Here is a 20,759-nt window from a genome sequence, read left to right on the forward strand (position 1 = left end):
CTAATGACTTCCGTAAGTTAACTGTACTGATGGTCAAATGACCATCGCGATAAACATAACTGTTGGGCTTTGTACCTCCAGGCCGACAGAACTGTCAAGGCGAAGCAGGAGTATTGCCTGTTAACGGGGCGACATTCAGACTACTTCGAATAACAATCAACATTTTTAGAGCAAAAAAAACCCGGAGCTTTTCTCCGGGTTCTGATGGCATCGAGTAGATTAAATTAATCCAGCCATTCGGTGTGGAACACACCTTCTTTATCAGTGCGCTTATAGGTGTGCGCGCCGAAATAGTCGCGCTGCGCCTGAATCAGGTTCGCAGGCAGTACGGCTGCACGATAGCTATCGTAATATGCTACAGCGGCAGAGAAGGTTGGAACCGGAATGCCGTTCTGCACGGCATAAGCAACCACGTCACGCAGCGCCTGCTGGTATTCGTCGGCAATTTTCTTGAAGTACGGCGCCAACAGCAGGTTCGCGATCCCCGCATTTTCAGAATAGGCATCGGTGATTTTCTGCAGGAACTGGGCGCGAATGATGCAGCCAGCGCGGAAGATCTTCGCGATTTCGCCGTAGTTAAGATCCCAATTGTTTTCGTCAGAAGCGGCGCGCAGCTGCGAGAAGCCCTGTGCATAAGAGACGATTTTACCGAGATACAACGCACGACGGACTTTCTCAACGAACTCGGCTTTATCACCGGCGGGTTTCGCCTGCGGGCCAGACAGCACTTTAGATGCTGCAACGCGCTGCTCTTTCAAAGAAGAGATATAACGCGCGAAGACGGACTCGGTGATCAGGGACAGCGGCTCGCCCAGATCCAGCGAGCTCTGGCTGGTCCACTTACCAGTACCTTTGTTAGCAGCTTCATCCAGAATCACATCAACCAGGTATTTACCTTCTTCATCTTTCTTAGTGAAGATATCTTTGGTGATGTCGATCAGGTAGCTGTTCAGTTCGCCTTTATTCCACTCAGTAAAGGTTTCAGCCAGCTCTTCATTAGAGAGATTCAGGCCGCCTTTCAGCAGAGAGTACGCTTCAGCGATCAGTTGCATGTCACCGTATTCGATGCCATTGTGAACCATCTTCACATAATGACCAGCACCATCAGCACCGATATAGGTTACACACGGCTCGCCGTCTTCAGCAACAGCAGCAATTTTAGTCAGGATTGGTGCGACCAGCTCATACGCTTCTTTCTGACCGCCAGGCATGATAGATGGGCCTTTCAGGGCACCTTCTTCACCACCGGACACACCGGTACCGATGAAGTTAAAACCTTCTGCTGACAATTCACGGTTACGACGGATAGTGTCATGGTAGAAAGTATTGCCGCCATCAATAATGATGTCGCCTTTATCCAGATACGGTTTCAGTGAATCGATAGCAGCATCGGTACCCGCGCCCGCTTTCACCATTAACAGGATACGACGTGGCGTTTCGAGAGACTCAACAAACTCTTTAACCGTATAGAATGGAACCAGTTTCTTGCCTGGGTTCTCGGCAATCACTTCTTCGGTTTTTTCACGGGAGCGGTTGAAAACGGATACGGTATAACCACGGCTTTCGATGTTGAGCGCCAGGTTGCGCCCCATCACTGCCATACCGACAACGCCGATCTGTTGCTTGGACATTACATACTCCTGTCAGGTGTGAATACCCCGCCGTAACAGAGTCGGCGGGTAAAGTGAAGAACATGTTAACCCAGGTCAGCGACCTAAAGGTAGCAATAGATGTCTTCTGTAGAATGAACTTTATACGTTCAAAAATCGGTTATTGGTGCATTAATATGCGCCGTCACGATGAAGGACAACTTTCACAGTTTTGAATAGAATAGCAATGTCATTCCATAGCGACCAATTTTTAACATACCAGGAATCAAAGTAGACACGCGTATCGTAATCAACATCATTTCGACCGCTCACCTGCCATAAACCTGTCATGCCCGGTTTTGCCATTAAATAATAATCAACATTATCATCATAACGAGCCAACTCTTCAGATATAATTGGACGTGGGCCAACCAAACTCATTTGTCCTTTCAAGACATTGAAAAGTTGTGGCAACTCGTCCAGACTAGTCTTACGTATAAACTTACCTACAGAAGTGATTCGCGGATCATTTTTCAATTTAAAATCACGATTCCATTCTTCACGCGCTGAGGAATCTGATGCTAGTAATTCTTCTAATACTTCCTGAGAGTTCAGCACCATTGAACGGAATTTGTAACAGGGAAATAATTTTCCATGACGACCTACACGCATATGCCCATATATTGCTGGACCACCATCTCGCGTAACCTTATAGTATAGATAGATCAATAATGGCGAACTTACGAGTATTATTAAGAAAGAACATATTATATCGAATGTTCGCTTAACGAAGCGCGATGTCCTTTTTGCCAGATTGTTATTTACACGGAAAATCATGACTTCATGACTGAATAAAAATGCCATATCAGTTCCATATAACGGCAACCCTCGCGTGGTAGGGATAACAGATACATGTCGAAAACCATGCTTCGATAAAGTTTTAAGCCAATAATCTCTCACATCAGATTCATGAGATTCAACCGCGATAACGAACTGAACAACTTTACCGCTGAAAGAACTAAGCAGCCATGATTCATCATTGATATAAGTTATATTTTGTAGTTGATCATTATATCTGGCAGAAACATCAAACATATACCTTACATCGAATCCCATGCTTTCTTCGCTACGAAGAGCCAGGCATGCCTCAAATGCATTTTTCCCTGAACCGATAATGACGGTGGTTTTTTTCCAGCAACCGAGACGATCAAGTATTCTCCGTGACAAAGCGCGACCAACAGGTACCATCATCATCGCGAACATCCAGGTTAAAACCCAAAGATAACGTGATGATTGCCACTTAGAAAAAGCAATGACTGAAAGTTCAATTACAGCAAAGATAACCAACGTGCGTAATAACTCTTTCAATTCAAACCAAAACGGTTTTCTATACGAGTAATGCCTTAATCTTATCCAAAACCAGCTAACACAAATTACAGACAGTGAAATATGGGTAATTACACGGTCATCAAACTCACTTTGTGGTATGAAACGAGGCAAATTTCCTGTAAAAAGATCAAGTAACCCTAATGCCAAGAAGAAAGGTAATATTAAAGTTATCAAATCAACCAAGGCTACAGTGCACTTTGAGTAGAAGAAAGTGCGTAATGACGCTATGTTCCTGTTCACTTAATCTCCGATTTCCAATAAGCTTTGTGCATGCTAAAAGCTTTGCGTTTCGAAAGTGATAATTTCTGATAATTCTTCCCAAGTTTATAACCAATTATTTTCATGAAATTATTAATTTCAGCTGGGATTATGTAAAAAGGATTATGCTTCATTAAAAATAAGAACTCTGACAAAAGGAATTTTTTCCCCTCACCGCCAGCACCTCCAAAAGTGTTGCCAATCCAATTTTCACAAGTATGAAACACCCCAATATCAAAATATCTTTTGAATTCATCTAATGGTGTATAATTATGAGAGTGTTTGGCAACAATCTCAGGACAATATCCAATCGAGTAATTGTTCTGGATAGATTTCGCGGCGTAATACATATCCTCACATAGAATAGTGTTTTCAGGAAAACCGCCAAGCAGAACAAAAATTTTTGAATTATATGCTGAGAAAGAATTCGATAAGAAAACAGCTTTCAAACCCATTTCCTTATAGTTTTTTGAAGATGCTATATATGGTTTATCTTTATAATTATAATAGCGAGCATGCTTTGCAATATAATTAGCATCATCATGTGGCAATTGCTTTCCGTATAGTGCAGAAAGCTTAGGATTGTCAAAAAATTTTTCCAGAATTATTTCAATCGCGTCCTTTGGTGATTGCAAGATCGCATCTTGCGTTAAAAACACAATAATTTCCGCATCAAGTTTTTCAATACAATAACGAGCGGCTATATTTCTCGTTCCACCATGATTAAATTCCGAACGCTTGACATCCAGTATAATGAAACCATATTTCTCGGATATGATTCTTGTTGCATCAGTGGATTCCGAATCAATTGTCACAACGGATACTGACTGGCTTTTAAGATGCGAGAGCTGGAATGCTGCCTCCTCCCATACTTTACCGCCATTGCAAGTTGGAATCACTACACAGAGATTTTTATGCATATAGCTTTCTCTTTTTTAAAAGTAGTATTTTATAAATATACAGAAACATTACAGCTAAGACTTGCCCAATAGCTACACCGTATACACCAAAGAAATACGCACCTATTGGCATAGTAATTACGCCCACCAATGCAGCAAATACTGATGATATAATTATTTTTTTATCTTCATTATATGCATATAATTCATAGTGAGGTAGTAAGGCATAACTATAAATAATGCTACTTAACATCAGCGCAGCCAGTAATGGCATGTATTCAATATATTCGGTTTTTTTCATCCATAATAACAGTGCATATACTCCAACAGGTAAAACAACCACTAGCGTTAAACTTAAAAAAGAAACAGCTCTTATAAATTTTTTTCTAAAATGAGCCAATCCTTCAAAATCTTTATTTTTCACTGAACTTACTATTTTAGGATATATTTGCATTACTACTACAGCATCAACAAAAGCAAGTAATGCACTAGCAAAGCTTGAATAAAAAGAATAGATGCCTACTATTGATAAATTACTAAAATAACTTAGAGAATATCTATCAACCAAATAAATGGAGCGGAGGGCAAGTGTGCCTATAAGTAAGGGGGCAGCGATCTTTACCCCTTTCCGCATCCAGGCAAAATCAACGCTAGTATCCTCGGCAGTAATTTTGCGCAAACGGAGAAGCTCAGGTACTACCAGCAAAATCGATACACAGGAACCCAAAAGCCACAATATTAGTATTACATTTATCTCCCGCTTATCAGTATTAAGGAACATTACTAATACTGCAGCGTAAACCCAAACTCCCGAGCGGATAAAAAGAGCCACATTTGCCAAAAAGGCCCTATTCAAAACTACAAGTAATCGCATTGATTCTTGCGCTAAATGCTCGGCAATAAGGATCAGATAAAACCAAATAATAAATTGTTTTGGAAGAAAACCTAAATAAAAGAAACTATATATCAATGGAAAAGCAATGAGGTAGAAAATAAAATAGAAAATGTATTGATTTTTTATAATTCCATACCACAATGGTTTATCAACTGACAATATTTCTCGGGAGGAAAAGGTATAAAAATCCATACCTACAAAAAAAAGTGCGTACGTAATCGAAGCAGAAAATAATGAATACGCACCAAGTTCCTCTGTTGAGAGGAACTTAGCAATAAAAATTACCAAAACGAAGCGACTTGCCAAAGTTGCTCCGCGAATGAGTAAATTATAAAGTTTCACAATTAATTTTTAGCAAGAATAACAGAACGAGTGACTTCGAGGAAAGATTTACCCATGACTTCATCCGGTTCAAGATGACATCCTTCAGCCCATTCGTTCCAGGCGTTAATAAAGATAAATTGTTTATCATGATCGTAGGCAGATGTGGACTTAATCGCATAATCAAGCCACTTCCGGAAGTCTTCTGGATCATTATTTTGGATGACAGTCGGGGTTTTTCTTCGAGCAGTATTATCCCATGATGGAAACACCGCAGGGTATTTAACGTAATTTACTGGCCATTCTTGCGCCACTTTCTCTGCAACAAGTTGCTTATAATCAATACGGTTAACGGCCGAAACACTACCTTTCAGCGCTTGGTAAATTGTTGTTGGTAGAATTTTACGGGCGGTATCAACAATAAACTGAGATGAAGACTTATTTTCCTTTGGAAAATCATTACGATTTGGCTGGAAATCCATAATCGCATCGAAACCAAGGGAGAGAATTGCTTCATCGTTCAGTTCAACAAATCCATTTTTAACAGCAACAAGGTGCAGTTCTGCTACGCCATTTTCTCTCGCATATTTTCTAAGGCGTTCGATATAGTTTTTTGGCTCAGGGATATTATCAACACGGTAAATTAAGAAAACAGGTTTTCCTTCGACCAAAATATGACGACGATCTAAAAAGTATGGCGCAAGATATTTCATATGGGCTGATGCATCAGCATCAGTGTAATCTTGTTTAATCAAAACTTCTCGCTCCATCCCATCCCAGGCGCGAGTCCAGTTTTCATTCGCCCAACATAAGCAGAATGGAAAATCAGGCGCACCAGTAGTTAACATATCTTCAACTGGTTGCTCTAACAACAGCTCCCCATTAAACCAATAATGATAGTAGCAGAAACCATGGATACCATATTCTCTTGCCATTTCGGCTTGTTTATTTCTTGTAGCAGCAAGACGTAAATCGTAATACCCCAAATCTGCCGGAAGCTGCGGTTGATGATGACCTTTGAAACGAGGTCTTGCCTTGACAACATTACGCCACTCAGTAAACCCTTCCCCCCACCATTCATTATTCCGTTTTACTGGATGGAATTGAGGTAAATACATGGCTACTAACTTGTGCATTTTTCAACCTTAGTTCAGAAAATATTAATAATAACAAGAAATATATGAAGAATTTGATATCGACGACATTGTAAATGTTTCCCATGTTGAATGCATGGGTTTCTATTAATAATACTTTCGCTGATAAGAAAAGCGAAATGATATTGGGATATTCAATTGATTTCTTTATTAAAAATAATGTTACACCAATTAAAACCGCGAACATTAAATTCAAAAAGTATCCACTAATATAACCCACAGAGGAAATTAATATTGCAGGGTAACCCATTGTAAACGTAATGCCTCGCTCACAATAAGAGTCAACGAGGCTTACAGGAGCTATTTGGTACATTAATGAGTACAGCCCTCCCGTTAATTTGCAATTTTGGTTATAGGTGTACAAATAAGCAATACCATTCCCGGATGGATTAAGTTCATCTATCGCCCACCATACTTCACCTTGTAAATTGAGCACACGACTTTCAATGAATGAGAATATACTCCCAGGCAACTGATGTATATATTTGTATTGATAATATATCAAGCCATACAAAATCAACATCAGCAATAATAAAAACAGAACTGTTTTGGTATTAATGATTTTTACTTTTTTATAAATCACTAAGGCCCCAAACAACCCGACAAAGAAATACATTAAAGTTAAAAAAACGCCGGTGAATTTTTCACCATAAATAACATTGAAAACACAAAAAAGTGCCACGACCAATATATAGGATTTGTAATTATTTCTTCCATTTAATTTTAACCTTGTTATATAAACACCTAAAATGAAAGAAAGTAAGTAGCCTTGGTATAAAAAATTTCTAATGCCTGGATATGGATGTAATGCCCAATAGTCAAATCGCTGCACTCCTTTAAGTAAGGGACTTCCCCAAAGCAAAGCACTCACCGTGAGTACTGCGAATATTGACATTGAAAAAAGTAAAATTAATTGTTTTTCCAAAAGAAAATAATCACCTTTCAGCGTAAAACTAAAACGATTTATTCTATATTTGTTTATAATACCAAATGAAAACATCCCAATAACAAAAAAGGATAATAAATAAAAAACTAATCTGGTTACCCCTCCCGTTGCATATGAGGTAACTTGTAACTCCTCTATAAACGCTCCCGTTTCAAGCGATATATTCGAAACTATTGCTGTGAAATGTGGAAATATAAATGGCATAAGCAAAAAGAAAAAATATTGTTGCTTCTGATACAGATGCTTGCAAAACAAAATAAACAATAAGACGCTAAAGAATCCTGAAATTAGATATAACTCTGGAAAAATGGAAACTGCAATAACCGCCGTAAGAGAAATAAATAATGTTGCAATCGGATATAAATTTATTCCAAGAGATGATTTCACATATTCACCTTTGAAAGCTCTTCAATCTGGTACACTAAATTATCAAAACCTGGCATTTCTAAACTAAATGGCGGATTATTGATTGTTGGAAGTAATAATTTTTCGAGATCCTCGCTTTGAATAGTATATGCATAGCCGAGCATTTCAAAATTATCACAATTAAATTGTGGATCATATATTTGAATACTAACCTTGCCTGACATAGTTACTTCAAGTAACGCAGTTGAGGTGAGCGATAGAAATACATCATGATCTCTAATTGCATCTTCCATATTTCCATGATAAATATTTTTCATATTTTGAAGATATGGAGCATCTGTTTCCCAAGGATGGGCCTTGAAATTATAAAGTATAGCATCCTTGCTTAACTGTGATGATAGCAGTTCTATAATAGCCAAATATTTTTGTTTGTATTTTTCCCCATATTTGAACCACGGTTGACCAAGAAAGCAAACTCTTATTGGGTTAGAGTACTCAATGTTAGTTATTTTTTTTATAGGCTCATAAAAACCACCTATAACGACTTTGGTTGAATCAAGACCTAACCCGGTAACTACATTTTTCTGATTATTATCATAACAAACGAAGTAATCGCATATCCAACCATCAATTGTTTCAGCGTCAGTTTTAGATTGAAATAATCCATGTTGTATACATACTGTTTTGATGTTAACCGCGCTAGCAATGTTACAAAATACCCTCTGAAGTGGTAGGGAGTCGTTTTCGACAATAATTAGTGGCTGCGCTGAGCGGTCGATTACTTTCATAAAATTGTGCTTCATTTTTGATGAAAGCATTGTTAGTTGCGCATGAATATCTCTTTCAAAACCAATACTTAAAACATTCCAGAAGGTTCCGTTTGGAAGATAGCTAATGTTATTTTTAAGACAAAAAAGTAACTGTTTGGGACCACCGATGATGCAAATTTCATTTTTTGGCAATGCTGTAATCAAATTAGCAAAGCGAGTTCCTAAGAAAAAATATTTTTTGTTACCTTTAGGTATGAGCCAAAAAAAAATGGACTTTACTAAAACATCATAAAAGGGGACAATCCATTTTGCATTATTTTTATATAGCTGAGCAATATTGCTTTTGAAATTTACATCTTTATTATTTCTTTTTTCAACATACTCATAAACATCATCGGTGTTCAATCTTAAACTCCCTTCTCAGCTATCTAATATATGCAAACTTAAGCGGTTCACCCATTTTAATATCGCAGAGTGAAGTTTTTCCAATAAATTCTTCGTAGTGCTTCGGCGGGACACCAAAGCCAGGTCGGATACTCTTTATATTATCTGGGGTGAAGACGTCCCCGGCTTTAATGTCTTTAACAACATAAAGTGAACGCCGGAACTTTACATTTCCTTTTTCACTCTCTTTCCGTGCATAGTTTACACTGCCTAAAGCCTGCCAGGCCGTTTTTGCATCACGACATAATGCAAACAGCTCTGCAGGTTCAAGTGAAAAACTATCATCTGGCCCACCGCCATTGCGATCCAATGTAACGTGTTTTTCAATCACATTTGCACCAAGCACAACCGATGCTATTGCCGTTGTGTTATCAATTGTATGATCCGACAATCCAGTAATTACACCGAAACGTTCAGCCATATCTGGAATCGTTGCAAGGTTGTAGTCTTCAGCTGGTGCCGGATAGCCGCTAACACAATGTAAAACGACAAGTTCCTTACACCCGCCTTCGCGTGCGGCATTAATCGCTTCCTGAATCTCCTGCTCATCAGCCATACCGGTTGAGATAATCATTGGCTTACCAGTTTTGGCAACATATTTGATTAATGGTAAATCTATAGCCTCGAAAGAAGCAATTTTATATGCCGGTGCGCCTAACTCTTCAAGCAGATCGACTGCTGTAAAATCGAATGGGCTGCTAAAAATAGTAATCCCAAGCTCTTTTGCTTTTTCAAATAAAGGCTTGTGCCATTCCCATGGCATTTGTGCTCCTTTATATAAATTGAAAAGCGTCTGTCCATTCCATAATCCGCCATGAATCTGAAAATCTTCTGTATCACAATCAATAGTAATGGTATCTGCACGGTAAGTTTGCAATTTGATTGCATTAGCACCCGCAGTTTTCGCTTCTTCCATAATTTTGAAGGCGCGGTCGATATCACCATTATGGTTCGCTGATAGTTCAGCTATAATATAAGGAGGATAGTCCTTTCCAATTCGACGACCATCAATTGTAATAAACTCGTTCATTATTTTTTCTCGCTAATATATTCGCTGGGAGACATTTTAAAAAAACCAAGACGCTCAAATAACTGATGTGATGCATTATTCTCTGGCAAAACGGTAGCCAGGATCGAAATATCATTATGCAGCATTAATGTTCGCTTGATAGCTGCTCTCGCAATGCCTTTGCCATGACTTGCTGAGGTTAAAAAGATAGATAGTTCATATCTAGCCTCGACATGTTCAACAGGATCCAATCGAATGACGCCACATGCTGCAATGTGTTCAATGATGTAAAAGAAAGAATCACTAGCCGCTAACTTACGCTGCATCCATTTAACGTGCTTTTCATATTCAGGAATCTCAGGGTTGCGCGCAAACTGCCGTGTCTTTGGTTCACATTGAAGCTGATATACAAAGTCAATATCATCACATGTCGCTTGACGAAGAAATACATTGATTCCATCTTTTGCCGGAATAAGTATCATTTCCTGAGTAACCCTGAAAAGACCTTGACCATCACATATATTCATAGCAAGGAGTCGCTGTACATGATAATGAGAGACCAAATGTGTTAAGGCTGTGCCGAGATCAGAGGCGTTGAATTTTTCAGCATTCATTATAATTGCCCCTGCCTCTGCCAAATTATTGGCTATAGTTCTTTGATTATCCGCAATAACAACATTCACTGCTGGCAACCCCATTACGCAGCGTTCCCATGTAGTCCCCCCTAATGCGCCTATAGCAAAGTCATGTTCTAACATTAATTCAGCCATATTAGAAACATTGAATAGGACTTCAACACAGTATTTTGATTTACTGGCAAGCATAGCGATCTCTTCGCCATGCGGACAAGCAGCACCTAAAATGACAGATATTTTTTCAATGTTTTCAAAATCGAGATGTTCTAAACATTCCAGCATTTTCCCCGCAATGTTTTGTGCATCGACACCGCCCATTGTTAGCATAAGTTTTTTGGGCTTTTTAATGCCAGCTTTTCTGGAAATTGATTGATCTCTTAACTGCGAGAATATAGGGCTAATTAAAGCAAAATTGGTACCAGCCAAAACCTTGCCATTATTTTCATTGAATTTTACATAATCTCTTGCGTTACGCTGATATGTTTGATCAATAATTAAATCACCGCAATGTGGCCGATTGCACAGATCATCTATAATTACTAAATAAGCTTCAGGAAACCGTGCTTTTACAATCGCTTCCCATTCTCGATCAAGCGAATAATGGTCTACGACGATAATATTCGGAGAACGGCAATTCTCTGCTACTAAACTAACAAACTGCTCAGCATCATCGCACTGGTTACCATCGAGCCATGATTTTTCATCCCGAACATAAACGTCAGGTTTGTCTAATGCGGTAATTACTTTTAAAGGAAATTTTTCCTGTATGATTTTTTCTAAAATATTTCCGTGATGGTTTTTAGATACGAATGTGCACTGCGCGCCTGCTTTTTTTAGTGCCTTCGCCAAGTTCAGGCATCGGATTATATGCCCTGAGCCTATCGAAAGAGATGAGTCAGCCCGCAGATACACGTTCATTTTTAAACTCCATGGTTTTAAACAACCACTCTGCTACACGCCAGTCTTCAGGTGTATCAATATCCTGGACTCGTTCACGCGGAAGTTCGATCGAATAAGAGTCTGCGCTAAAAATCGGCTTTTCATTCAACCATGCAAATGATGTTCCCCAGTAAAATTGACCTGCATCGTGCCAGGACTCTTCAAGATCTTGAGAACGAACATTGAACATTTCTGGTGAGAACATACTTATACGCTGTTCGTTGCTGACTTTCAGTGCCCGTTGGATAGGATAAGGGAATCTGGTAACGGTAAATGCGTAATCGCCTTGTTGTTCACCGAGGGTTACTAGCCCGCGAACAATATCCTCAGCACGAATAAAGGGCGCAGTAGCGTAGATACAGCATACAAAATCTACCTCATAACCGCTGCTTATGAGCCATTCAGTGGCATGGCGAATAACAGGAATGGTACCAGCAAAATCATTCGAAAGCTCTTCTGGACGAATAAATGGCACTTCTGCACCATATTCATGCGCAACTTCCGCTATCTCTTTATCATCAGTTGATACAATGACTCGGTCAAAGACGCCGCTCTTTTGAGCGGCTTCAATGGACCAGGCAATCATTGGTTTCCCACAAAATTCTTTAATGTTTTTGCGTGGAATACGCTTACTGCCACCACGCGCAGGAATGATTGCCACATTCATTTAAAAGAACTCCCGAATGCACTGGATGACGTACTCCTGCTCTTCATCAGTTAACGTGGAGTACATAGGGATGCTAATCGCACGCGCGTAATAGTCCTCCGCGACCGGGTAATCTCCTGCTTTATGCCCTAATTGCTCATAATACGGTTGAGTGTGAACGGGGATATAATGAACGTTAACACCGATACCTTTGTCACGCATGTAATCAAACAATGGCTTGCGCATGGCAGGATCGTTTACCGTTAACGGGTAAAGATGCAATGCACTGTAACAACTCTCTGATTGCAGAGGTGTCGACACGGGAATGCCATCAAACGCAGTATGATAACGTTTTGCGAGTTCATGGCGACGCGCCACAAAACCGTCGATACGCTTAAGTTGGGTCACACCCAGTGCTGCCTGCAGTTCAGTCATGCGGTAGTTCAAACCAAGATCAACCTGCTGGTAGTACCAACCACCTTCTGACGCTTTGGTCATTTTATCTTCGTCACGCGTAATGCCATGACTGCGGAAAAGCTGCATACTTTCAGCCAGCGAATCATTATTCGTCAGCGCCATTCCGCCTTCCGCCGTGGTGATGATCTTAACTGGGTGGAAACTCAGAATGGTGATATCAGCAAAACGAGAGTTGCCAATTTTGGCACTCTGGTAGTTGCCGCCGATGGCATGGGACGCATCTTCTATAATAGCAAAACCATACTCTTTCGAAAGCTGATGGATCGCTTCCATATCGCATGACTGTCCAGCAAACGCTACCGGTACAACAATTTTAGGCAATGTGCCTTCAGCTTTCGCAGCAATGAGTTTGGTTTTCAGCGCGGTAACGCTCATGTTGTAAGTCTGTGGGTCGATATCAACAAAGCTTACATTTGCATCGCAATAGAGCGCACAGTTTGCCGAAGCCACGAAGGTGTTAGGCGAAGTCCAAAGCCAGTCGCCTTTTTTCAGCCCCAGCGCCAGGCATGCAATATGAAGTGCAGAAGTCGCGCTGTTAACCGCCACTGCATGTTTAACGCCGACATAATCAGCGATTGCCTGCTCAAACTGTGGAACACATGGCCCCTGAGTCAAGAAATCAGACTTCAGTACGCTCACTACTGCATTGATATCTTCATCAGAGATATCCTGCCTTCCGTAGGGGATAAATTTCATTAGATATTGCCTACTTTATCGCGATTATCATCAATCCATTGACGAAGCTCTTCAATGCTCATCCATTCTGCATTGCTATCACTCTCGTAAACGAAGCCTTCTGGAACGCGCTTGCCATCTTTAATACGTTCTGGAGAGTCGCACCAGTTATGGATGGCAGGAAGGATTTTAAAGTGTTCTGGATACTCATAGGTATAATGCGCATCTTCTGCACTGATCATCTGTTCATGCAATTTCTCACCAGGACGAATACCAATCACTTTCTGAGCAGCATCTGGCGCAACGGCTGTTGCGACATCCGTTACCTTCATTGAAGGGATTTTCTTAACGTAGATCTCGCCGCCTTCCATGTCGTTAAAGGCATGCCATACCAGCTCAACGCCCTGCTCAAGGGTGATCATAAAGCGGGTCATGCGGTCATCGGTGATTGGCAGTTCGCCCTTGTCTTTGATGGACAGGAAGAATGGGATAACAGAACCACGAGAACCCATCACATTGCCATAGCGTACCACGGCAAAGCGGGTTTTGGTGGCACCAGAATAAGAGTTACCGGCGACAAAAAGCTTGTCGGAGGCCAGTTTTGTCGCACCATAAAGGTTCGCAGGGCTGCTAGCTTTGTCAGTAGATAGTGCAACAACGCGCTCAATACCTTTGTCGATACAGGCATCGATAACGTTCATTGCACCATTGATATTGGTTTTTACACATTCGAAAGGGTTGTATTCTGCTGTTGGCACGATTTTAGTTGCGGCCGCGTGTACCACAAAATCAACGCCATCCAGCGCACGGTACAGGCGATCTTTATCGCGCACATCCCCAATGAAGAAGCGAATACGGCTTTCATCTTTGAAATGTTTAGCCATTTCCCATTGCTTCATTTCATCACGAGAATAAATAATAATCTTTTTCGGATTATATTTTTCAAGCGTCATACGAACAAATTTATTGCCAAAAGAACCTGTACCACCAGTAACAAGAATTACTTTGTCATTAAACATGATATTTACTCTATTCAAATTTGTTAGGCGACTTGCCAACAATAAAATTACGCAAAAAATTCTACATCATTCCACAGAGGTTGAACTTGATCTTTAGAAGAAAGATTGAAATCACCCTCGCCTGGCCAATCAATACCTAGTGTGGAATCATTCCATCTAATACCACGATCAAATTCAGGAGCATAGTAGTTCGTTGTCTTATATAAAAATTCGGCGGTTTCGCTTAGAACAAGAAAACCATGCGCAAAGCCTTCAGGTATCCATAATTGGCGCTTGTTTTGTTCAGATAAGTGGACTCCAACCCATTTCCCAAATGTTGCAGAACTCTTACGAATATCAACTGCGACATCATAAACTTCGCCAGTGACACATCGAACTAGTTTTCCCTGAGCATGGGGACTGAGTTGATAGTGCAAACCGCGTAAAACACCTTTGGATGATTTAGAATGGTTGTCTTGTACAAACTTAACCTCACGCCCAACGGCGGATTCAAAGACCTGTTGATTGAAGCTTTCCATAAAAAAGCCACGCTCATCGCCAAAAACCTTTGGCTCGAAAATCAACACATCAGGAATACTCGTTTTAATTATGTTCACTGTTAGTAACCTTTAACAATTCTAAGCAAATACTGGCCATAGGCATTCTTTGTTAGCGGCTCTGCCAATTTTTTTACCTGTTCAGCTGTGATAAAACCTTTGCGATAAGCAATCTCTTCTGGGCAAGCAACTTTCAGGCCTTGGCGCTCTTCGATTGTCGCGATAAAATTACTCGCTTCAATTAAACTCTGATGCGTTCCAGTATCTAGCCATGCATAACCACGCCCCATCATGGCAACAGACAGACGACCCTGCTCAAGATAAATACGGTTAATGTCAGTGATTTCTAGCTCACCGCGTGCAGACGGCTTAAGATTCTTAGCCATCTGGACAACATCGTTACCGTAGAAATAGAGACCCGTAACGGCATAATTACTCTTAGGCTCCAGCGGCTTCTCCTCCAGACTGATAGCCGTACCATTCTTATCAAATTCCACGACACCATAACGTTCAGGGTCGTTAACGTGATAAGCGAATACCGTTGCACCATCACCTTTATTCAGCGCATCTTCAAGTTGCTTAGGCAGGTCATGACCGTAAAAAATGTTATCGCCCAGCACCAATGCGCAGCTGTCTTCACCAATAAACTCTTCACCGATGATAAATGCCTGAGCCAGTCCGTCCGGGCTTGGCTGCACTTTGTATTGCAGATTTAAGCCCCACTGACTACCGTCGCCCAGCAGTTGTTCAAAGCGCGGCGTATCCTGCGGAGTACTAATGATCAGGATATCTTTAATCCCTGCCAGCATGAGTGTCGACAGCGGATAGTAAATCATCGGTTTATCGTAGATAGGCAGCAGCTGTTTACTCACCGCCATGGTCACAGGATACAGACGGGTGCCGGATCCCCCAGCAAGAATAATACCTTTACGCGTAGTCATTATACATTCTCTTTAAATACGCAATGCCCGCGCTCGGGCATTTTATATTGATTAAATTGATTGAGCGGTAAACAGTTCAGCGAGCATACGCTTCACGCCAACATCCCAGCCAGGCAACACCAGACCAAAGTTTTTCTGGAATTTTTCAGTGTTCAAGCGCGAATTCTGCGGACGACGCGCAGGCGTAGGATACGCAGTTGTTGGAACGGCATTAAGTTTTTCAATTGCCAGTTCAATTCCGGCCTTTCTCGCTTCATCGAACACCAGTGCCGCATAGTCGTACCATGTAGTGGTATCAGAGGCAACCAGATGATAGAGTCCCGCCACTTCCGGCTTGACCAACGCCACGCGAATAGCATGCGCGGTGCAGTCTGCCAGTAATTCGGCACCCGTTGGTGCACCCACTTGATCATTGATCACCGAGAGCTCTTTCCGCTCTTTTGCCAGGCGAAGCATGGTTTTTGCAAAGTTATTACCTTTGCCCGCATATACCCAACTTGTACGGAAAATCAGGTGCTTAATGCAATGTTCCTGTAGCGCTTTTTCGCCATCAAGCTTGGTCTGGCCGTACACATTAAGAGGTGCTGTCGCATCCGTTTCACGCCATGGCGTTTCGCCATCTCCAGGAAAGACATAATCCGTCGAATAATGGATCACCCATGCACCAATTTTTGCCGCTTCTTTGGCAATAGCCTCGACGCTGGTTGCGTTGAGCAGCTGCGCGAATTCCTGTTCAGATTCGGCTTTATCCACTGCTGTATGCGCCGCTGCGTTGACGATGACGTCAGGCTTAATCGCGCGCACTGTTTCAGCAATCCCCTCTGGATTGCTGAAATCGCCACAGTAATCGATTGAATGCACATCGAGCGCTATCAAATCGCCCAGCGGTGCCAGTGCGCGCTGGAGTTCCCAGCCCACCTGCCCTGTTTTCCCGAACAGAAGAATATTCATTATTGACGCTCTCCATAATTCTGTTCGATCCAGGTTTTATAGGCACCGCTTTTTACGTTGTTGACCCATTCCTGATTATCCAGATACCATTTCACGGTCTTACGAATACCGCTTTCAAATGTCTCTTCAGGTTTCCAGCCTAGCTCAACGCTGATTTTATGCGCATCAATTGCATAGCGGCGGTCATGGCCTGGGCGGTCTGCAACATAGGTGATCTGGTCGCGATAGGACCCTTCTTTCGGCACGATTTCATCCAGCAGATCGCAAATGGTATGTACGACATCCAGGTTTTGCTTTTCGTTATGGCCACCAATATTGTACGTTTCGCCCGGTTTACCCCGAGTGACAACGGTATATAACGCACGCGCGTGGTCTTCCACATAGAGCCAGTCACGGATCTGATCGCCTTTGCCATAGATTGGTAACGCTTTACCGTCTAACGCGTTCAGGATCACCAGCGGGATCAGCTTCTCCGGGAAGTGGTAAGGACCATAGTTATTTGAGCAGTTAGTGACTATTGTCGGGAAACCGTAGGTACGTAGCCATGCGCGCACGAGATGATCGCTTGAGGCTTTAGACGCAGAATATGGGCTGCTTGGCGCATAGGCTGTGGTTTCGGTGAACAACGGCAGCTCGGCTGATGACGGATGTTCGTCCGGGTGCGGTAAATCACCGTAGACTTCATCGGTTGAAATATGGTGGAAACGAAACGCGTTTTTGGCTTCTTCATCTAGTTTTGACCAGTAAGCGCGAGCCGCCTCCAGCAGCACATAAGTGCCGACGATATTCGTTTCAACAAACGCTGCAGGGCCAGTGATTGAGCGATCAACATGGCTTTCTGCTGCCAGATGCATCACCGCATCCGGTTTATGTTCGGCAAAAATGCGATCCATCGCCGTTTTGTCGCAAATATCAGCGTGTTCAAATGCGTAACGAGCATGACCGCTAACGTCAGAAAGCGATTCCAGGTTACCGGCATACGTCAATTTATCCACGTTGACGACTTCATCCTGGGTATTATTAATAATATGTCGTACAACGGCTGAGCCGATAAAACCGGCCCCGCCCGTAACAAGAATTTTCACGTTAACTATTCCGTCTGTTGGATATGGCGAGATATTGATGTGTAGGCGCTCAGTAAATATCACTGAGTCAACAAATAAGCACGCTACCGCCCCTGGCTTAACAGCTACCAGTGCACTGAGCAATGCTTCATGAAATGAAATGTGATGGTCTGTTTACAGACCGAAACTGGCGTTAATTGTCGTCCTAAATGGCATCAGAAACAAGCACAAATCGTTACAAATCAGAGCAAAACACAATCAGATAACTCCATGTTATTACAGGAGTTAATAACAAAAAACGGCAACCCTCATTCTGGTTATGTAACAACAACCAAAATGCGGACTGCCGCTTATTCAAAGCGTGGTGAGAACTTAGTCGTTAGCCAGCAACTTCTCAATCCGGGTTCTGAACTTCTGACCTTCCTTCAGGTTACGCAGGCCATACTTCACAAACGCCTGCATATACCCCATTTTCTTACCGCAGTCATAGCTGTCGCCCGTCATCAGCATGGCATCAACTGACTGCTTCTTCGCCAGCTCAGCAATCGCATCGGTCAGCTGGATACGGTCCCAAGCACCCGGCTCGGTTTTTTCCAGCTCGGCCCAGATATCTGCATTCAGCACATAGCGGCCTACTGCCATCAGGTCGGAATCCAGCGTCTGCGGCTGATCCGGCTTCTCAATGAACTCGACGATGCGGCTCACCTGCCCTTCCGTCTCCAGCGCTTCTTTTGTCTGGATAACAGAGTACTCGGACAGATCGCCTTTCATGCGTTTCGCCAGAACCTGGCTGCGACCCGTTTCATTGAAGCGTGCAACCATCGCCGCCAGATTGTAACGCAGCGGATCGGCAGAGGCATTGTCAATGATGATATCGGGCAGCACAACAATAAATGGATTATCACCCACCACCGGGCGTGCGCACAGAATCGAGTGGCCCAGACCCAGCGGCTGTGCCTGACGCACGTTCATGATGGTTACGCCAGGAGGACAGATAGACTGCACTTCGGCCAGCAGTTGGCGTTTGACGCGCTGCTCAAGCAACGCTTCGAGTTCGTAGGAGGTGTCGAAGTGGTTTTCAACGGCATTCTTGGAGGAATGCGTGACCAGGACGATTTCTTTGATCCCTGCAGCCACAATCTCGTCGACGATGTACTGAATCATCGGCTTGTCGACAATCGGCAGCATCTCTTTTGGAATTGCCTTTGTGGCTGGCAGCATATGCATGCCCAGACCCGCTACCGGAATGACTGCTTTCAAATTAATCATTATACCTTCCACCTTAAAATGGTTGACGAATTATAGCTTTTAAACCTGTTTTCGCCAGTATGATTTGCCGTAAATCTCATAGAATGTTACGCCACCGCACCACAAATTACAGTAGTTGTAATCTGAATAGTAAACGCTTATCTACCAGGAATAGTCGTAAAATTGCCAAATGTGCTTATCTGTGAGGCAGCGCAAAATTCAGCCGTTCTGTATTCACCGTTTGTTGGTCGACCCGATCAATATCCACCGAGCTCTGCCCTTTTTCATTCACGGCCTTGATGTTCGCCAGCGAGAGCAAGGTCTCATCTTTGGCCATGAACTTCCCGCGCACATCTTTGCGCAGGTCAAAATTCATCTTCAGCGCCGGGCCAGTGGCTGCCTCCTGCATGACGTTGATATTGCGCAGGAAGAGATGCTGAGGCTTGTTGTGCAGTTCAAGTGTAGCACGCTTGAGGTTGAGGTTAGTGATGGCAACAAAGGAGGTTGCATTACCCGATGAAATCTGTATTCCGCGCAGTTTATACGTAAGCTGGCGATTATCCAGGCGAATATCGTTAAGCTTGAAGTTCTGCGGGATCGACAAATAATCCCCCTTGATCACCCCGTACCCGATTAACATTCCGGCACTATTGACCATATCGATATTATCAATGATGAAATTATCACAGCCATAAATAGCTACCGTGGCATTATCAATCCCCGCCTTCTTACTGAAATCCGGTGTGATATTGGTGGCTTTTACATTACGGATAATGAAGTGTTTGCCGTTTTCGACGTGGACTAATTGCCGACAGTTGCTGCCCGTAATATTGGCGACAACGAAGTTCTTCACCGTTTGCTTTTCAGGGTAGTCATTGTCATAGGTGCTCCCGGCAAGGCCAATGCCGATACCCCAGTTCGTCTTGCCGTTGGTGCAGTTGATCGTGTCAATCACGTGGTCGGAAATCAGGATATTGCGGTCGTTAATCGCCACGTTCCACTCGATTGCATCACCCTGCAAATGGCTGAATTGACAATTGATAATCCGCGCGCCGTCAACCTGGTTATGAAACCCCTGGCGCAAAATGGCGTAATTGGCCTGGCTCACGCTGAGGCCATCAATCAGCAGATTGCGCATCACGCGCGGTTTCTTTCCGCCAATATAAATCTGCGTGACCGGCCCGAAGCCGCTCATCGCCAGGCCCTTAATCACGCAGTCGGACCCGCGAACGTCCAGGGTGATGTTGTGGGTGCGCCCTTTTCCCTCACCGATAACTTTACAGCCTTCCTGGAGGACAAACCGCCCGCGTCCGTTACCTTTCAGCGCGCCGCGAACGAGCAGCGTTTTACCGTCCGGAATAAAAATGCCGGTATTGATGTTTTCGCAGGTGAGCCCGGCGGGCACCACAACGGTGTCGGCTTCGCTAAATGCCTGCTTAAAGGCCGCAATCCAGTCGTTATGATTGTAGCGATCGATACTGACCGTCGACCCGCCTGCTGCCCGCGCCGGTCGGGACGAGAGCAGCGGCGCAGCGGCCAGAAGCGATAAAGATGAAACAAAGCGGCGTCGGGTAATCTTTTTCAGCAT

18 protein-coding genes are annotated in these 20,759 nt (G+C 42.9%); all 18 read right to left on the reverse strand.

All coding sequences use genetic code 11. The features are described from left to right. Positions 1–224: 224 nt before the first annotated feature. Positions 225–1,631: an NADP-dependent phosphogluconate dehydrogenase gene (gene gndA, locus QLG21_RS01865; protein WP_282483785.1), complete on the reverse strand. Its 1,407-nt coding sequence runs from the start codon at positions 1,629–1,631 to the stop codon at positions 225–227. A 150-nt stretch (positions 1,632–1,781) separates the two neighbouring features. Further along, positions 1,782–3,152, reverse strand: coding sequence for an undecaprenyl-phosphate galactose phosphotransferase WbaP (gene wbaP / locus QLG21_RS01870; RefSeq protein WP_282483875.1), 1,371 nt, complete (start codon positions 3,150–3,152; stop codon positions 1,782–1,784). Positions 3,153–3,214: 62 nt separating this feature from the next. Then, positions 3,215–4,156: a glycosyltransferase family 2 protein gene (locus QLG21_RS01875; RefSeq protein ID WP_137849320.1), complete on the reverse strand. Its 942-nt coding sequence runs from the start codon at positions 4,154–4,156 to the stop codon at positions 3,215–3,217. Next, positions 4,149–5,336, reverse strand: a complete 1,188-nt coding sequence (locus QLG21_RS01880) for a hypothetical protein (protein WP_282483786.1) — start codon at positions 5,334–5,336, stop codon at positions 4,149–4,151. The genes QLG21_RS01875 and QLG21_RS01880 overlap by 8 nt, the downstream gene beginning before the upstream one ends. 38 nt (positions 5,337–5,374) lie before the next feature. Then, positions 5,375–6,487 carry a glycoside hydrolase family 99-like domain-containing protein gene (locus QLG21_RS01885; protein ID WP_282483787.1) on the reverse strand — a complete coding sequence of 371 codons (1,113 nt, stop codon included), beginning with the start codon at positions 6,485–6,487 and terminating at the stop codon, positions 5,375–5,377. Next, positions 6,432–7,838, reverse strand: a complete 1,407-nt coding sequence (locus QLG21_RS01890) for a DUF6418 domain-containing protein (RefSeq protein ID WP_137849323.1) — start codon at positions 7,836–7,838, stop codon at positions 6,432–6,434. The genes QLG21_RS01885 and QLG21_RS01890 overlap by 56 nt, the downstream gene beginning before the upstream one ends. Next, the gene (locus QLG21_RS01895; protein WP_137849324.1) at positions 7,835–8,992 is read right to left on the reverse strand and encodes a hypothetical protein; all 1,158 of its coding nucleotides are present in this window, start codon (positions 8,990–8,992) and stop codon (positions 7,835–7,837) included. The genes QLG21_RS01890 and QLG21_RS01895 overlap by 4 nt, the downstream gene beginning before the upstream one ends. A gap of 19 nt (positions 8,993–9,011) precedes the next feature. After that, complete coding sequence (gene pseI, locus QLG21_RS01900; protein ID WP_137849325.1) at positions 9,012–10,061, reverse strand: pseudaminic acid synthase; 1,050 nt, start codon at positions 10,059–10,061, stop codon at positions 9,012–9,014. Next, the gene (pseG, locus tag QLG21_RS01905) at positions 10,061–11,593 is read right to left on the reverse strand and encodes a UDP-2,4-diacetamido-2,4,6-trideoxy-beta-L-altropyranose hydrolase (RefSeq protein ID WP_282483788.1); all 1,533 of its coding nucleotides are present in this window, start codon (positions 11,591–11,593) and stop codon (positions 10,061–10,063) included. Before pseG ends, pseI begins: the two co-directional genes overlap by 1 nt. Continuing rightward, the gene (gene pseF / locus QLG21_RS01910) at positions 11,571–12,281 is read right to left on the reverse strand and encodes a pseudaminic acid cytidylyltransferase (protein ID WP_137849327.1); all 711 of its coding nucleotides are present in this window, start codon (positions 12,279–12,281) and stop codon (positions 11,571–11,573) included. Before pseF ends, pseG begins: the two co-directional genes overlap by 23 nt. Then, on the reverse strand, positions 12,282–13,433 hold the full coding sequence (gene pseC / locus QLG21_RS01915; RefSeq protein WP_137849328.1) for a UDP-4-amino-4,6-dideoxy-N-acetyl-beta-L-altrosamine transaminase: 1,152 nt from the start codon (positions 13,431–13,433) through the stop codon (positions 12,282–12,284). Continuing rightward, positions 13,433–14,431: a UDP-N-acetylglucosamine 4,6-dehydratase (inverting) gene (gene pseB, locus QLG21_RS01920; protein ID WP_137849329.1), complete on the reverse strand. Its 999-nt coding sequence runs from the start codon at positions 14,429–14,431 to the stop codon at positions 13,433–13,435. Before pseB ends, pseC begins: the two co-directional genes overlap by 1 nt. Positions 14,432–14,478: 47 nt before the next feature. Then, on the reverse strand, positions 14,479–15,027 hold the full coding sequence (rfbC, locus tag QLG21_RS01925; protein WP_137849330.1) for a dTDP-4-dehydrorhamnose 3,5-epimerase: 549 nt from the start codon (positions 15,025–15,027) through the stop codon (positions 14,479–14,481). 2 nt (positions 15,028–15,029) lie between these two features. Continuing rightward, positions 15,030–15,908, reverse strand: coding sequence for a glucose-1-phosphate thymidylyltransferase RfbA (rfbA, locus tag QLG21_RS01930; RefSeq protein WP_137849331.1), 879 nt, complete (start codon positions 15,906–15,908; stop codon positions 15,030–15,032). Positions 15,909–15,959: 51 nt separating this feature from the next. Further along, positions 15,960–16,859, reverse strand: a complete 900-nt coding sequence (gene rfbD / locus QLG21_RS01935; protein WP_282483789.1) for a dTDP-4-dehydrorhamnose reductase — start codon at positions 16,857–16,859, stop codon at positions 15,960–15,962. After that, on the reverse strand, positions 16,859–17,944 hold the full coding sequence (gene rfbB / locus QLG21_RS01940) for a dTDP-glucose 4,6-dehydratase (protein WP_137849333.1): 1,086 nt from the start codon (positions 17,942–17,944) through the stop codon (positions 16,859–16,861). Before rfbB ends, rfbD begins: the two co-directional genes overlap by 1 nt. A 351-nt stretch (positions 17,945–18,295) precedes the next feature. Beyond that, on the reverse strand, positions 18,296–19,192 hold the full coding sequence (galF, locus tag QLG21_RS01945) for a GalU regulator GalF (protein ID WP_236347900.1): 897 nt from the start codon (positions 19,190–19,192) through the stop codon (positions 18,296–18,298). Positions 19,193–19,367: 175 nt separating this feature from the next. Further along, complete coding sequence (gene wcaM, locus QLG21_RS01950; RefSeq protein ID WP_282483790.1) at positions 19,368–20,759, reverse strand: colanic acid biosynthesis protein WcaM; 1,392 nt, start codon at positions 20,757–20,759, stop codon at positions 19,368–19,370.

The sequence above is a fragment of the Enterobacter sp. V87_3 genome (assembly GCF_029967835.1).
Classification (GTDB): domain Bacteria; phylum Pseudomonadota; class Gammaproteobacteria; order Enterobacterales; family Enterobacteriaceae; genus Enterobacter; species Enterobacter cancerogenus.